A 15,788-nucleotide genomic window follows, 5' to 3' on the forward strand; every position below is an offset into this window, starting at 1 on the left:
CCCTCCTACGGCCGCTGGGCGGTGATCAGGACGTAGCCGCTGCTCGGGTTCTCCCCGAACGCCGCCATGAGCTCCGCGGCGGTGATGACGTCCGCGGCCGCGAAGGGCGGTGCCGAGTCGGCGATCCGGCGGAACGCGGCGGCCGCCTGCTCGTAGCTCGGCCGCACGTTCTCGCCGATGTCGAGCAGTTCCAGCAGGTTCCAGCCCGCCTGCTCCAGGTTCGCCCGGTGCTGCCGCTCGCTGTTGACGCCGGCGATCTCCAGGGTGCGGACCATGCCCGCCAGCACCGCCTCGTCCGCGCCGGTGAACGGTGCGCGCCGGCACAGGTCCGCCACGACGAGCCTGCCGCCGGGGCGCACGAACCGGCGCAGCCGCGTCAGCGCCGCGGCCTGGTCGGACAGGTGCAGCAACGACTCGATCGCGAAGACGGCGTCGAACGTGCCGAGGTCGTCCGGCAGGTCGGCGGCGTCGGCGAGCCGGAAGCTCAGGCGGTCCTCGGCCTCCGACTCCGCCGCGAGTCCGGCCGCCCTCGCCACCTCCTGCCGCGACACGGTGATGCCGGTGACGTGCACCTCGCGGGTCTCGGCGATGCGCACGGCCGGGAAACCGTTGCCACAGCCCACGTCGAGAACCCGGTCACCGGGTCGCAGCGCCAGGCGCTCGGCGACCAGGTCGGTCAGGCGGTCGGTCGCGGCGGCCATCGGCACGTGCTCGGCACCGGCGTCCCAGTAGCCCGCGTGGATGTTGCCGCCCAGGGCTTCCGTGGTGCCGGCCTGGGCGAACTGGTCGTACTTGCCGCCGACTGCGTCGGTCTGCGATGTCACGGGTGCGTTCCTTCCGGGCGGGTGGGCAGGTCGAGGACGAGGCGGGCGGGGCCGTGGAAGACCATGTCGGCGGCGTACTCAACCCGGCAGGGCGCCTGTTCCCAGCCCGGCGGGCCGTCCAGCAGCGCGCGCAGGCCGATCTCCAGCTCGGCGCGGGCCAGCGTCGCGCCGAGGCAGTAGTGGACGCCGAGGCCGAACCCGAGGTGCCGGTCCGCAGGCCGGTGCACGTCCACGGTGTCGGGGCGCGGGAAGCGGGCCGGGTCCCTGTTCGCCGACCCGAGCAGGGCGACCACGCGGCTGCCGGCCGGGATCGTCGTGCCGCCGACGACGGCGTCCTGACGGGCCCAGCGCGTCACCGCCTGCACCGGCGGGTCGTAGCGCAGCAGCTCCTCCACGGCGGTGGGCACCAGGTCCGGGTGGTCGCGCAGGTCGGCGACCAGATCCGGGTGGCCGCGCAGCACCAGCGCGGCCTTGGCCAGCGAGTTGGTGGTCGTCTCGTGTCCCGCGGTCAGGAGGTGCACGCACGTGCCGACGAGGCGTTCCGTGCTCAGCGGGATGCCGAGCATCAACGCGATCAGGTCGTGCCGGCCCGGCCGCCGCCGCTGCGCCTGGTCGCGGAAGTAGACCGTGAGCTCCCGCGCGGCGTCCTCCGCGTCGAGGTGCCTCGTCGCGCCGGTGCGGGTGGTGCTGGCGCCCTGCAACGCCACCGCCAGTGCGCGCAGCCGTTCGTGGTCGCGCGCCGGAACCCCGAGGAGCTCGCAGATCACCATGATCGGGAACGGTGCCGCGAAGCCCTCGACCAGGTCGGCCCGGCCCGCGAGCCGCGACAGCAGCCCCTCGGCGATGCGGGCGATGCGCGGCCGCAACGCGGTGACCACCCCGGCCGAGAGCTCCTTCTGCAGCGACGACCGCAGCCGGGTGTGCTCGGGCGGGTCGAGGAAGACGAGCCAGTTCTCCACGACCGAGCGCAGAGCGGTGAACTCCGGCGGCACCGGCAGGGACAGCGGCACTCCGTCCTCAGTGGAACGCGACACGCGGCCGAAGTCGCGGTCGGACAACACCTTCACCACGTCCTCGTAGCCGAAGACGTAGAACGTGGGCGGGCCGTCGTCCGCTCCTTCGTGCACGGACCGGACTTCGCGGTACCGCCGGTACACCGGGTAGGGGTCGGAGATGTCCTCAGTGGACCAGCCCTGGAGGCTGAACCGGGGCAGCGTCGCGGATCGCATGTCACAGCCCTCCGGCCTGGGCGCGGAAGTGGTCCGCCCAGAACGTGCTCAGCTCGCCCACGCGCGCGGGCACGAGGGCGCACTTGGCGCACTGGGCCGCGATGTCGTCCAGCCGCATCGCGATCGAGCGCCGGGCCACGTCCGGACGGGAGATCGCGGCGGGCACCTCGGGGAGTTCGAACGAGGGCCCGGCCGTCGTGCCGCGCCGCCCGGACGGGAGCGTCACCAGCAGCTCGGCCAGCGGGCGCATCAGTCCGGCCATGATGTCGATGGCGGCGTTCATCAGGTCGGACCGGCGCAGGCTCGCGTCCGGGCGTTCGCCGAAGTGCTGGGCCATCAGCTGCAGAGCCGTGAAGTACGACTCGTTGAAGATCTGCATGACCGTGCGGGCGTCCGGGTCCGTCACCGCCTCGGCGGCGGGGCTCGCGGGGTTCAGGGACGGGTTGCGGGCCACCGGGTACGCGGGGTTCCACAGCTCGCCGTGCGGGCCCGTCACCGGTGCCTTGCGCAGCAGCTCACCGATGAGCAGGAACGACGTGTAGTGCGAGTCCTCGACGGCGTCCTCGTCGAGGACCCCGCCCTCGCCCTGTTCGGTGATCACGTCGATCGCGTGCAGGGCGCTCGGGAGGTCGTCGACCTCCAGCTGGTAGTCGGGGTGCTCGTGGTTGATCGACTCGCGCAGGAACAGGTGGTGCTCGCCGCCACCCCTGCCCTTCTCGACCAGGAAGAGGTCCGGGATCTGCCGCAACGCCTCGCGGATGTCCGCGTACAGCTCGCTCAGCGAGGCGTAGCCGTGTTCCTGGCGCTGCGCTTGGTGTTCACCGTCGCGTGGCCGCAGATCACCGACCTGGTGCTCGGGCTTCTCGATCTGCGTGAAGCGCTCCACGCTGCCCAGGCAGAGCCGTTCCAGCGCGAAGTCCAGCGGTACCGGCAGTTCGTGGTTGATCGTGGCGAAGTCGACCCGCGGCACGTGGAACGGTTCGCCCAGCGCCATGATGATGTTGTTGACCAGCAGGAAGTGGATCATCTCCTCGCGGGCCACGCCGAGCAGCAAGCTGCGGACGCCCTCGTCGAGCGTCTCCCCGCCGTCGCCGCAGGCGAGCTGGAGCTGTTCTGGGGTCCACAGGCCGAGCCGCACGTACTCCGCGCCGGCTCCGTAGGTCGGCACGGAGTAGGCCGCGTAGAGGTACTGCAGCATGACGGCCAGCTCGATCAGGGCCGCCTCCCGCAGGACCTCGACCAACCGGCCGCGCGTGGCGATGCGGTTGCGCACGGGCGTGGTCGCCTCGGCCGGCAGCAGCAGGTGGCCGGGAGCCTGCTGGGTGCGCAGGAACTTCAGCAGCAGCCGCGACTTCGCCTCGGAGAGGTCGCGCGTCGGCGGCATGTAGTAGGTCTTCGTCTTGTTCTGCGGGTCGCACATCTGCCAGATCAACTTGGCGTAGGTCTCGGTGCGGCTGCGGTTCGCGAGGCTGAAGACCTCCTCGCCCATGAAGGAGAAGAGGTGTTCGTAGTAGGCGAACACCTCGCGGTACACGAGGTCGAAGTCCGCCTGCTGCACGTCTTCGAGGTGCCAGTCGTCCGGCAGCACGCGGACGCTCAGGTACCCGGCGCCGGACCAGAAGCCGAGCTTGTCGTCGTTGTCGTAGTCGAGCCCGGCGGGCTCCGGCACGGTCGTCAGCAGCACCCGTGCGGTGCCGGCCGCCTTGCCGCGCAGGGTGAACCGGCCGTGACCGCGGTCATCGGTGTCGACCACGCCGGTGTCCAGCGAGACGACCGCGTCGACCGGGCCACGAGGACGGGCCGCCGGGTTGGTGAACTGCCGCAGCGCGATGCCGCGCACCGGGGCGGGACGGCCGCGGACGAACGACCGCACCGCCACCTCGACGTCGTGCTCGGTGTCATCGGCACTGCGGGGGTGCTCGGCGAACACGCTCGCGTCGTCCACCTGGACGTTGATCTCCTTTTCCCGCAGGAGGAGCACGCCGTCCGAGGCGACGACCCGCAGCGCGTCAGCCGCGATGTCCTCTTCGGACAGCAGAGCGGGAACCGTGACCACACCGGCGGTCAGGGCCGCGTCCTCGGTGTACGCCGCGGCCGGGACGCGGGCCACCAGCCGGTCGTCGCGGACCGTGCGCAGCTCGAGGTCCCGGGCCGCGGCCGCCGGTGCGGGCGCCGTGATCATGTTCAGCGTGACCTGGCCGGGCGAGGTCCCGACGGTCAGGTTGCCCATGCGGTTGCGGGTGCCTCGATCCGGTGTGAGCAGCCGTCCGGCGGGGTAGGTGCGCAGCTCCTCGGGCCGCCACGGCGCGATCGTGCCGTGCAGACGCCACTGGGAGGGCTGATCCGGTGCCCGGGGAGCGGACTGGCCGTCGAGGGCGAACTGCACGACGAGACCGCCCGTCCCCGCCTCCCGCAGAAGCCGCGCGACCGGCGACACCTCCGCCTCGTCCAGCCAGCGCAGGTCGTCGTCGGTGACGACGAACTGGTGCACCACCGAGCGGCCCAGCTGCCAGTGCCCGCAGCCACGCCCGGTCGCGTGCCAGCGCGGCGGCGAGAAGCCCCTGACCGCACCGGTCGCCATGTAGCCGACGTCGTGCGAGCGCCCGTCGCGGCCGAAGCCGAGCTGGCCGACCATGAGGGTCGTCGTCCAGTCGGAGGCGGGGTCCACGTCGAAGATCCGCGCCCGGTTGACCGTGGTCGCCAGGTACTCGTTGTAGTGGCCCCAGAAGTCGACGGCCCGTCCCACGGCCGGGTCCGCGGTGTCGGGCAGCCCGGCCACGCGTTCGGTGCTGACGACCCGCGCATCGATCGAGAAGTGCCCGTTGCCCGCGAAGTCACGGCCCTTGGCGCCGCTGAAAGGCCCGCCGGGCGTCTCGCTGCCCGCGCTGTCGTACCTCGGCCCCGTCTCGTCGAGGTGGGCGTGGTACTCGGCGGGCGGCCGGTGCACCGGGAACGGCTCGCCGTCCGCGGTCAGGGCGGTGTTCGTCGCCAGGTCGGCGAGGCCGTTGCGCGGTCCCGTCGGCAGGCGCGTGGAGGCGGCACCGCGGAAGTGCAGCCTGGGCAGGTCGAAGACGCTCATGCGGATTTCTCCGTGCGGGTGAGGCGGCGTGCGGGGAACGCCACGCCCGTCCGCCGTTCGCACCACTCGATCTCGTGCGCCGCGTCGATCGCCGACTCGATCGCGCCCTCGATCCACGCGGGCTTCGAGGAGCAGTGCTCGCCGGCGAAGAAGAGGCCCTTCTGCGGCCTCGTCGCCTCGCGGCGCTGCGCCTCCCGCAGCGCGGAGTCCTGTTCCCATCGGATCGTCGCCGCGCCGAGGGACCAGCGGTGCTCGCCCCAGGCCTTCGCCGCGACGCCGAGGACCATGCCGGGGCGGCGCAGTTCGGGGTGCATGACGCCGAGCTCCCGGGTGATCAGCGCGATCCGTTCCTGCTCGGTGAGCTCGCTCAGCGCGTCGGCGTCGGGACCGATGCTGTAGCTGGCGAGCATCACCGCGCCGTGCGCCGGATCGCCGTCGACGGGCGGGTAGTAGGTCTGCCGCACGTGCCCGCCGGTGAAGGAACCGCCGCCGCGGATGCCGTCCTCGTGCCAGAAGGCCTCGCGGCAGTGGAAGGCGACTTTCGTGGCGGGCCAGTACTTCGTCTCGTGGATGATGTCGAGCTTCTCGTCGTCGAACCCGCTGAGACGCATCCCGCGCAGCACCGTGAACGGCACCGTGCACACCACGTAGTCGCACGTCCTGGTGAAGGACCTGGTGCCCTGCCTCAGATTCAGGACCACGTCCCTGTCGCGGACCTCGATCCCGGTGACCTCCTGGCCGAGCGTGATCCTGCCGAGCAGGCGGGCGGCGAGGCCGCGCGGGATCAGGTCCATGCCGTCGCGCAGCCGCACGATGTCGGAGCTGGTCTCGTCGAGCACGTCGTCGAGGAAGCGCTCCAGGTGCGCCGGCACCAGCGAGCGGATGCGCGGGTTGCCCGCGTAGAAGGCGTGCAGGTCGATCATCGTGCCGTTGTGGCCGCGGCGGTACGGCGTCAGGTCGACCTCGTCGACCAGGTCGAGCAGGCCGGTGCCGATCTCGCCGTGCATGCCGTTGTAGAACTGGCGCGGCGCGATGGCCCTGATCGTCGCGTCCAGCCAGGCGCCGAACAGCAGGGTGCCCTCGCGGTAGCGCCCGGCGGGCACCCCGGAGGCGAAGTCGTTGACGAGCACGTCGTGGGCGTCGCGCACGCGCAGGTAGCCGGACGAGCTCGGCAGGTACGCCGCGTCGTCGGAGAAGATCGTGTGGAACGGCAGCACCTGGTCGCGCAGGCCGAGTTCCGCGATGTAGTGCAGGGTCAGGCGGTGCGCGGAAGGAATGCGCATCGCACCGAGCTCGGCGAACGGCCCGGCCTCGCCCGTGAAGCGGTGGGTGTGGACGCGTCCGCCGATCCTGTCGCCGGCTTCGACGATCTCCACCCGGTGGCCGAGGCGCTCCAGCTCGTACGCCGTCACCAGCCCGGCGACACCGGCGCCGATGACGGTGACGTTCTTCCTCTCACCGATGGCGTCGAGCCCGTTGACCTCTTGCAGCGTTGTCACCGCGGACTTCCTTCCGGTGCGCTAGCGGCGGGCGGGGAATTGATCTGGCGCCATTGTTGGGTGGCCGGAGGTGCGCCCGTATCCCCCGACAGAGCCGGTCGTGCACGGCCTCGCAGGTCCGGAAGCGGTACCGGGAGGAGCCGATGCCGACCGGCCCCTGCGCAAGTGCGCGGGGTTTGTCTTGACACGCCGGACAGCGCCCTGAACAGGGCGATGCTGACGCGAGCCGCTCAGCGGCCACCCCGGAGCAGCCGCTGGAGGCGACGTTGACCCGAGTGCTGATCGCGACGACACCGGCCCCAGGACACGTGGTGGGCCTGTTCGAGACGGCCGCCGAACTGACGCGCCGCGGTCACGAGGTGCGCTGGTACACCGGTGAGGTCTTCCGGGACCAGGTCGAACGGACCGGGGCGCGCTTCGAGCCGATGACCGAGGGGCTCGACTTCGGTGGCAGGAGCCGGGAGGAGGCGTTTCCCGGGCACGCCGGACTGACCGGGCTGAAGAGCTTCAAGGTCGGTGTCCGCGACATCTTCTACCGCACCGCCCCCGGCCAGCTCGCGGACATCCTGGCGTTGCTGGAACGGTTTCCCGCCGAGCGCATCCTCGCCGACGACATGTGTTACGGCGCCTGCTTCGCCAGCGAGAAGACGGGGATTCCCCTGGTGTGGCTGGCGAACTCCATCTACGTCCTGGGCAGCCGCGACACCGGGCCGCTCGGGATGGGCCTGGGGCCGAGCACCACCCCGTGGAACCGCCTGCGCAACGCCGCGCTGAGGTTCGTCGGCGACCAGGTGTCCATGAGGGACCTGCGCACGGAGGCCGACCGCGTGCGCGCGCAGGTCGGGCTGCCCCGGTTGAGGACGAGGGCGATGGAGAACATCTCCCGGTACCCCGACCTGTACCTGGTCGGGTCCGTGGCGTCGTTCGAGTTCCCGCGCCGCGACCTGGCGCCGGGCACGCACTTCATCGGCGGCCTGTTCGGCGTGCCACCGAAGCACTTCGACCCGCCGTCGTGGTGGGACGAGCTCTCCGGGGACCGGCCGGTCGTCCTGGTCACGCAGGGCACCACCGCCAACGACGTCGAACGCATGTTGGTCCCCGCCGTGCGCGCTCTCGCCGAAGAGGACGTCCTCGTCGTGCTCACGACCGGCGGCAAACTGGACGTGGAGCGGCTGCTTCCGTTGCCGCGCAACGTCCGCATGGAACGGTTCGTGCCGTACCACCACCTGCTGCCGCACGTGGACGTGATGATGACCAATGGCGGCTACAACGGCGTCAACGCCGCTCTCGCGCACGGGGTGCCGTTGGTCGTCGTTCCCGCCACGGAGGAAAACCCCGACGTGGCGGCAAGAGTCGAGTACGCCGGCGTCGGCGTGGTCGTGAAACCCCGTGCCGTCACCGAGTCCAGCCTGCGCGCCGCCGTCACCACCGTGCGGACCGACGAGCGCTACCGGCGTCGCGCCGCCGAGATCGCGGTGGACCTCAACAACAGCGACGCGCCCAAGCGGGCCGCCGACCTGATCGAGTCCGCCGCCGTTTTCCAGGACCAGATTCCCACCGGAGGTATCGCACGTTGAACGGGACGAACACGGGGATGCAGGCCCCCGAGACGACCATGCCCATCGACCCCGGTCCTTTCGACTGCATGCCGGAGCTGCTCGCCGCCGCGCGGGTGGCCCCGGTCGTGCGGATTCCCTACCTCGGGCGGCACGCGTGGGTGGTGTGCGACCGCGAGCTCGTCAAGGTCGCGCTCGCGCACCCGAAGATGGGCAAGGACATCACCCTGGTGCCCGAGTTCATGAAGCAGCCGGGCCTGATGGTCGGCTCCCAGCCGCCGCCCGAGTACGCGCGGGCCATGATCATGAGTGACGGGGAGGACCACGCGCGGATCAGGCGGCTGCACGCGCCCGTGCTGAGCCCGCGCAACACCGAGAAGTGGGGCGAGCGCGTCAGCGTGAAGGTCGAGGGCTTCCTCGACGAGCTAGACCGGCGCGGTGCCCTCGGTGACGACGAGGTCAACGTCGTCACCGACTACACCCACAAGATCCCGCTGGCGTTCATCTCCGAGATGCTGGGCCTGCCCGACGAGGCGGAACGGCAGCTGCGCAGCATCACCGACGTGATGCTCTACTCGTCGGACTACGAGGCCAGGACCCTTGCGGTGCGGGCGTTGTACGGCGCCGTCGAGGGCTGGGTGGCCGATCCCGCACCGCTGCGCGACGGCGTCATCACCGGACTTCTGGCCTCCTCCAACGGCATCGACGCCGCCGTGACGGAGGGCGAGGTGATCGTGTGGACCCTGGGCATGATCATCACGGGCTACGAGACGACGGGCAGCCTGATCTCGGCCTCCCTCTTCGAGGCGTTGCGGCGCCCGGTGGACGAGCGGCCGAAGACCGACGACGAGATCAGGTCGTGGATCGAGGAGGCGCTGCGCGTGCACCCGCCGTTCCCGCACCCGACCTGGCGCTTCCCGCTGGAGGACATCGAGCTCGGCGGCTATCTGATCCCCAAAGGCGCCCCCGTGCAGGTCAGCATCGCCGCGGCCAACCGGGAACCGGGGGAGGGGGCGGACAGCTTCGACTCCGCGCGGGGCGGGCACGGGCACCTCTCGTTCGGCCTGGGCATGCACTACTGCATCGGCGCGTCGCTGGTGCGCCTGGAAGCCCAGATCGCGGTGAGCGGGTTCCTGCGCCGTTTCCCGCGGGCCCGGCTGAGCACGACCACGCCGCACGAGTGGGAGTCCGAGTGGATGATCCGCCGGATGAGCGTGCTTCCGGCGATCCTGCGCTGACGGAGATCGGCGGGCCGGCCGGGAGACCGGCCCGCCGGGGGAGACTCCGTCACCGTGTGGCGGTGCTCCGGCCGCACCGGCCGCTGGTGGCCGCGCTGTCCGTGCACGGCAGGACTGACTCGTTCCGGCCGGAGCACGCCGCCACCGAGCTGCGGCGCTGGAGCTGTCGCGCCGGCCGGCACCGCGATCCCGAGTCGCGCCGGACCGCTGCGAGGGTCCTCGCCGTCCTCGCCGCCAGCGGGGGCGAGGCCTCGTGCGCCGACCTCGTGCGCGACCGGCCGGATGTCCGTGCTGGGTGACCACTACCCCCGCACGCGACCGGGAAGGTGTTGATCGCCGGCGGTTCCGCGCGCTCGACCCTGCGGGCCGGAGTGGCCGTCGGCGGGGGCGAGCCTGATCGCTCGGCTGCAAACGTTTGTCGCCCTTGAGCGCCTACCGAGTTCGCCGCCAACCCGGCCGGACGTTTCACAAACCCGCGCCGCGCGGAGACTCGAATTTTCGCTGACATGAGCCGCGTCCGGCGTCTCGAATGGGCGTGCCTCGGGCACTGTCCCGGTGGGAGCGCTCTACGCGGATTCCGATCGCGGCGGCCCGGTGATCAGGCCGTGATTGTGCTGGTCACGATTGTCGGTCCCGCCTGACGGGGAGCGGAATTCCACGCCGTGATTGCCGCGGGCCGTGGAGCGGCACTTCGAGAACGCACGTGTCCGCGATCTCTCACGGTGTTGACATGGTGGGTGACGTCGCGCGAGTCTCCAACCGGACGAGGTGGGAGGTTCTCGGGTGAAGTCGGTGAGTTGCACGCGCGGAGGACATCGGCGTCTTGATTGGCTGCGTGAGCCAGAATTGTTCGAGCCGTAGAAGTTCGCTTTTCATCTTTCCCGCTGCGCTCATAGGACAGGGAAAATAAGTGTCGTGCACACCTCTCGGTGAGAATCTCGTGGCGTGGGAGCAGTCGGCCGATCTCCCCGTATCGCTCCCGTTGCGCGGACGTGACGAGGAAACTCGGAGGACAAAGCGATTCGTCCAGGCGGTGGCGGAGTCCCGGCAGGCCCGAATGCTGGTGGTGGCGTCCCCTGCGGGCACGGGCAACACCAGGCTGGTGGCCGAGGGAACGTCCCTGGCCGCGCTGCGCGGCTTCTCCTCGCTGGACCTGTCGCCGGGCGCCTTCCCGGCGGAGGGCTCCCGGGCGGACCACCCGCACGTGGTCAGCATGAGCGCGCTCGCCGCCCAGATCGAGCCGCGGCTGGCCCGGCGGCTCCGGCACGGACCGGTGCTGGTCACGCTCGACGACGCTCATCGGACGCCGCCGTCGGTGCTCGGCGCCGTGAGCGCGGTGATGGCCAAGTTCAAAGATCAGCCTGTGGGCTGGCTTCTCACCGTGCACGCCGAACAGTTCGGCACGGCCGCGAGCGCGATGTTGCAGGACATGGCGCGCGTACTTCCGTGCGACTGGCTTGAGCCGCTCACGCCACTGTCGGACGACGCGGCGCTGGCCATCGCCGCCGACGTGCTGGGCGCGGTGCCGGACCAGGACGTCGCCGCGCTGGTCAACAGCGCCGGCACCACGCCGCTGCAGGTCGTCGAGGTCGTCATGGACCTGGTGCGCGACGACCAGATCCAGGTCGTGAGCGAGGTCGCCCGGCTGATGGGCGGCCCGATGGAGCGCGGCATCGCCTGCGCCGTGTCACCGGACCCCGCCGGGCGACTGCCGTGGTCGTTCCGGCGGATGATGGGCGAGCGGCTGCACGCGCTGTCGCCCCAGGCGCAGGACGTGCTCCAGGTCGCGGCGGTGCTCGGCTGCGGCTTCTCGCCCGAGGACCTGGCGGAGATGCTGGGCGAACCCGTGGCCGTGCTGCTGCGGCCGTTGCGCGAAGCGCTCGCGGCCGGGTTCCTGCGCGGTGGCGGTGCCGAGTTCGTCTTCCACCGGGAACCGGTGTGGCGGGCCGTGCTCGGCTCCGTGCCCGAGCCGATGCGGTCGGCGCTGCACCGGCAGGCGGTGACGATGCTGCTCGGCCGTGAGCACCAGGACGCGGTGTCCGTCGCGACGCATCTCGTGCACTGCGCGCGCCCAGGGGACGCGGAGGCCGTCAGCGCCGTCGACGCGGCGGCGCAGAGCCTGCTGCCGGAGTCCCCGGAGGCGGCCGCGGCACTCGCGATCAACGGCCTGAGGATCACCGGACCGGGCGAGCCGAACCGGATCGCGCTCGGCGTCACGGCGGCCGCGGCCCTCGTCCGGATGGGCAGGCTCAGCCAGGCGGTGGAGCTCGCGCGGGACCTGCTGCACCCCGACGACCCCGCCCACGTGCAGCCGGCGTCGGCGCTGCGCACCTGGCAAACGATCGCCCAGATGCTGCGCGGTGACGACACCACGGTCTGCACCGTTGGCCTGGAGGCCGGCGCGGCCGCCGGCGGGCACGACCTGTCGCCGGAGTTGTTGCTGCTCAACATCCTGTCGCTGCACAACCTCACCGCGGCGATCGGCATGGCGGACCAGGTGCTGGCGCAGGCCGGCCGGTTCAGCCCGGACGTGCTGGCCGCCGCGCTGACCGTGCGGGCGATGGCGAGCTGGCGCGAGGGCGACCTCGACGTGGCGATCGAGGCCGCCGAGGCGGCCGTGGCCGAGCGCGACGAGCTGACCAGGATCTGGCAGAGCGATCCACTGTGGACGAAGGTGTGGATCCTCACCAGGCTCGGCCGGCTCGACGAGGCGCTCGCCGCGGTGGACGAGGCCTGCGGCACGGCGGAAGCGCACGGGAACGGTGTGATGACCTCGGTCCCGCTCACGCTGCGCGCGGCGGTGTTGCTGGCCCAGGGCGACGTCACCGCCGCCGAAGCGGCCGCGACCACCGGTCTCGCGGCCTCCGAGACCGCCGAGATGCCGTTGTTCCAGCCGCAGCTCGGCGCGGTGCTGGTGCTCTGCGCACTCCGGCGCGGCGATCTGGTCACCGCCACCGACGGGCTGCGCAGGCTGGAGGAGTCGATCCCCGCCGGGCACCCCCACCCGTGCGCGGTGACACTGCGGCTGATCGCGGGTCAGGTGGCCGCGGCCGGTGACGGTGCGGCGGCGGCGATCGGCGAGATCCGCCCGTACGCCGAAGATCCCCGGCTGTGCGCGCAGCTGCTGATGGAGGCACCCACCGCGACGGCGTGGTGCGTGCGCACCGCCCTGGCCGCCGACGACCACGCGCTCGCCGAACTGTTCGCGCGCACGGCCGAGGACCTGGCCCGCGCCAACCCGAAGCACGAGTCGGTGGTCATCGCCGCCGCACACGGCCGTGCACTGGTGGAACAGGACACCGCCGTGCTGGCGGAACTGCGTGAGAGGTGCACCGACCCGTGGACGAAAGCCTCTCTCGCGGAAGACATCGCGGCCGTCCACCTCGACACCGACCGGGAGCGTGCGGTCCTCGAACTCAACCACGCGCTGGGCGGCTACGACGAGATCGAGGCCGAGCTCGACTCCGCCCGAGTCCGCCGCACGCTGCGCAGGCTCGGCGTCCGGCGGCGCCGCACCGCGGTGCGGCGCCAGGACGACCAGGAGCAGGAACCCAGGCCCCGCACCGGCTGGGACAGCCTCACCGGCACCGAGCAGAAGGTCGCCCGGCTCGTCGCGGACGGCCTCACCAACCGCCAGGTGGCGAAGGAGCTCTTCATCTCACCGCACACGGTCGGGTTCCACCTGCGGCAGATCTACCGCAAGCTCGCCATCGGGTCCAGGGTGGACCTGGCCCGGATCGCGCCCTGACCGCCGATCGGGGGTAGGAAGCGATCATCGGCTCGACCAGAGTGGCCGCATGAGGATCATCGCGGTGGCACTCGCCGCACTTCTGGCCGTGCCCGGGGTGGCGTCGGCGACGGACACCTACTGGGAACTCAAGCCGACCGGCAGCGACGCCCGCCTGCGCGGCCTGTCCGCCGTCTCGGGTCAGGTCGCGTGGGCGAGCGGCTCCAAGGGAACCGTCCTGCGCACCGTGAACGCGGGCCGGACCTGGGAGTCGGTCGGCCCGCCCGGCACCGAGGCGCTCGAGTTCCGCGACATCGAGGCCTTCGACGCGCGCAACGCCGTGGCGCTGTCGATCGGGCAGGGTGAGTCGTCGCGCATCTACCGCACGTCCGACGGCGGCAGGACCTGGCAGGAGGAGTTCCGCAACAGCGACCCGAACGCGTTCTACGACTGCATGGCGTTCTTCGACCGGTTCCGCGGACTGGCGCTGAGCGACCCGGTCGACGGGAAGTTCCGGGTGTTGCGGACGTGGGACGGCGGGCGGTCGTGGCAGGTCGACGACCCCAAGGGCATGCCGGACGCGCTGCCGGGCGAGTTCGCCTTCGCGGCGTCCGGGCAGTGCGTGACGACCAGCGGCAACCACGCGTGGATCGCGACCGGCGGCGGCGCGAAGGCACGGGTGCTGGAGTCGCGCGACGGCGGCCGGTCGTGGAAGGCGAGCGAGGTGCCGCTGCCGTCCGGTGAGGCGGCCGGGGTGTTCGCGGTGGCGTTCAAGACGCCCTGGCGCGGAGTGGCCATCGGTGGTGACTACCTGAAGCCGACCGATCCCACGCCGGCGTTCGCGACCAACGACGGGCGCGGCTGGACGGCGGGGAAGCAGGCTCCGGTCGGCTACCGGTCCGGCATCGCCTACCGCGGCGACGGCCTGGTGGCGGTCGGTCCGTCCGGGACGGACACCAGCAAGGACGGCAAGTCCTGGAAGGTCGCGGACACGGGAAGTTTCGACACCGTGGACTGCGTCGGACACATTTGCTGGGCGGCCGGCGAGAAGGGCCGCGTCGGGCGTACGTGAGGGGAGTGCCGGCGTGCGTCTGCACCCGGGAGAGGTCGAGGCCACGGGGTGGCGGGTCCTCAAGCTGACCGATGTGGTGCGGCGGCTGCTTGAGGAGGCGCCCGGTGTCACCGGGCGTCCGCTCGTCGTCGCCGTGGACGGGCGGGGCGGTGCCGGGAAGTCCACCCTGGTCGCGCGGCTGCGGAAGGTCGTTCCCGGCTCGGATGTCGTGCACACCGACGACATCGCCTGGAACCAGGCGTACTTCGACTGGGGCGGGCTGATCGCGGAGAACGTCCTAGCGCCGCTGCACCGGGGCGAGGCGGTGGAGTTCCGCCCGCCGGCGTGGGTCGAGCACGACCGGCCCGGCGCGATCCGCGTCACCGCGGGGGCCGGGATCGTCTGGGTCGAGGGCACCGGGATCATCCGCGAGGAGCTCGCCGGGTGGATCGACGCCTCGATCTGGGTGCAGGGCGACCTGGACGAACAGGAACGCCGGTTGTCCGCGCGCGACGGTGACTCCGCCGAGCAACGACGCCACGTCGCCGCGTGGCTGGCCGAGGAGCTGCCGTTCCTGCGGCGCGAACAGCCGTGGCGCAGGGCGACCGTCGTCGTCGCGGGTACGGGCGTGCTCCGCCACGATTCCGAGTCCGAGATCGTCGTCGCGGTGTAACACCCGCCGGGCCTGTGGCGAAAAAGGACGTGTCGGCCGCTCCCGCGCGGGGTAGCCGAAGCAGGTGTTCGACGGATTCTCGTTGCGTTGCAGGGACGTTGGCGAGGCCAATCTGCGAGTGAGGACCGGTGGTGCAGGGCCACCGGTCCTCCTCTTGCACGGCCACCCCCGAACCCACACCACCTGGCACCGCGTCGCGCCGCTGCTCGCTGACGACCACACGGTCGTGTGCCCGGACCTGCGCGGCTACGGCGAATCCAGCAAACCCGGTGACTACTCGAAACGGGCGATGGCCCGCGACTTCGTGAACCTGATGCAGGGGCTCGGCCACGAGGAGTTCGCCGTCGTCGGCCACGACCGCGGGGCCGCCGCGGCGATCAGGCTGGCGCTCGACCACCCGGACCGGGTCACGCACCTGGCCGTGCTGGACGGACTGCCCATCGGCGCCCACCTGAGCCGCTGCGACGACCGGTTCGCCCAGGCCTGGTACCACTGGTTCTTCCTGGCGCGGCAGGAACTCGCCGCCGCGATGATCAACGAGAACCCCGACCTCTGGTACGGCGGCCGCTACCACGACACGCCCCTCGCGATGGGTGTGGAGAACTGGGCCGACTTCCAGCGGGCCATCCACGACCCCGAGACCGTGGTCGCGATGTGCGGTGACTACCGCGCCGGCCTGGAGGTCGACCGCCACCACGACGACGAGGACCGGGCCGCGGGACGCAGGATCACCTGTCCCGTGCTCGCGCTCTGGTCCGCCAAGGACGACCTCGGCGACCTCTACGGCGACCTGCCGGCGATCTGGGCCGAATGGGCCGACGACGTGCGCGTTCGTTCCCTCGACTGCGGGCACCACATGGCCGAGGAGGCACCCGTCGAACTGGTCCGCGAGTTACGTGCGTTGTTCTGAAC

At 71.6% G+C, this 15,788-nt stretch carries 11 protein-coding genes; 7 read left to right on the plus strand and 4 right to left on the minus strand.

Features of this window, described 5'->3' with window-relative positions; all coding sequences use genetic code 11:
- Nucleotides 1–5: 5 nt before the first annotated feature.
- Genes ORI60_RS05645 through ORI60_RS05660 form a run of 4 tightly spaced genes read right to left on the minus strand, consistent with a single transcriptional unit; the run spans nt 6 to nt 6,631 of the window.
- Nucleotides 6–824 carry an SAM-dependent methyltransferase gene (locus tag ORI60_RS05645; protein WP_266035095.1) on the minus strand — a complete coding sequence of 273 codons (819 nt, stop codon included), beginning with the start codon at nt 822–824 and terminating at the stop codon, nt 6–8.
- On the minus strand, nt 821–2,053 hold the full coding sequence (locus ORI60_RS05650) for a cytochrome P450 (protein ID WP_266035097.1): 1,233 nt from the start codon (nt 2,051–2,053) through the stop codon (nt 821–823). Before ORI60_RS05650 ends, ORI60_RS05645 begins: the two co-directional genes overlap by 4 nt.
- A 1-nt stretch (nt 2,054) precedes the next feature.
- A complete protein-coding gene (locus ORI60_RS05655; RefSeq protein ID WP_266035099.1) occupies nt 2,055–5,132 on the minus strand; it encodes a ferritin-like domain-containing protein in 3,078 nt (1,025 codons plus the stop codon).
- Nucleotides 5,129–6,631 carry a flavin monoamine oxidase family protein gene (locus tag ORI60_RS05660; RefSeq protein WP_266035100.1) on the minus strand — a complete coding sequence of 501 codons (1,503 nt, stop codon included), beginning with the start codon at nt 6,629–6,631 and terminating at the stop codon, nt 5,129–5,131. The genes ORI60_RS05655 and ORI60_RS05660 overlap by 4 nt, the downstream gene beginning before the upstream one ends.
- 275 nt (nt 6,632–6,906) lie before the next feature.
- On the opposite strand from ORI60_RS05660, the gene ORI60_RS05665 reads away from it, so the two are divergent.
- The 7 genes from ORI60_RS05665 (at nt 6,907) to ORI60_RS05695 (ending at nt 15,786) form a co-directional block, all read left to right on the plus strand.
- Nucleotides 6,907–8,208, plus strand: a complete 1,302-nt coding sequence (locus ORI60_RS05665) for a glycosyltransferase (protein WP_266035457.1) — start codon at nt 6,907–6,909, stop codon at nt 8,206–8,208.
- Nucleotides 8,205–9,425, plus strand: coding sequence for a cytochrome P450 (locus ORI60_RS05670; RefSeq protein WP_266035102.1), 1,221 nt, complete (start codon nt 8,205–8,207; stop codon nt 9,423–9,425). Before ORI60_RS05665 ends, ORI60_RS05670 begins: the two co-directional genes overlap by 4 nt.
- Before the next feature lie 62 nt (nt 9,426–9,487).
- Nucleotides 9,488–9,724 carry a hypothetical protein gene (locus ORI60_RS05675; protein ID WP_266035104.1) on the plus strand — a complete coding sequence of 79 codons (237 nt, stop codon included), beginning with the start codon at nt 9,488–9,490 and terminating at the stop codon, nt 9,722–9,724.
- A gap of 734 nt (nt 9,725–10,458) precedes the next feature.
- A complete protein-coding gene (locus ORI60_RS05680; RefSeq protein ID WP_266035105.1) occupies nt 10,459–13,173 on the plus strand; it encodes a helix-turn-helix transcriptional regulator in 2,715 nt (904 codons plus the stop codon).
- A gap of 49 nt (nt 13,174–13,222) precedes the next feature.
- On the plus strand, nt 13,223–14,224 hold the full coding sequence (locus tag ORI60_RS05685) for an oxidoreductase (RefSeq protein WP_266035107.1): 1,002 nt from the start codon (nt 13,223–13,225) through the stop codon (nt 14,222–14,224).
- A 13-nt stretch (nt 14,225–14,237) separates the two neighbouring features.
- On the plus strand, nt 14,238–14,876 hold the full coding sequence (locus ORI60_RS05690; protein ID WP_266035108.1) for a uridine kinase family protein: 639 nt from the start codon (nt 14,238–14,240) through the stop codon (nt 14,874–14,876).
- 118 nt (nt 14,877–14,994) lie between these two features.
- Nucleotides 14,995–15,786, plus strand: a complete 792-nt coding sequence (locus ORI60_RS05695; protein WP_323055876.1) for an alpha/beta hydrolase — start codon at nt 14,995–14,997, stop codon at nt 15,784–15,786.
- The last annotated feature ends 2 nt before the right edge of the window (nt 15,787–15,788 follow it).

The organism is Lentzea sp. NEAU-D7 (assembly GCF_026242055.1).
Lineage (GTDB): Bacteria > Actinomycetota > Actinomycetes > Mycobacteriales > Pseudonocardiaceae > Lentzea.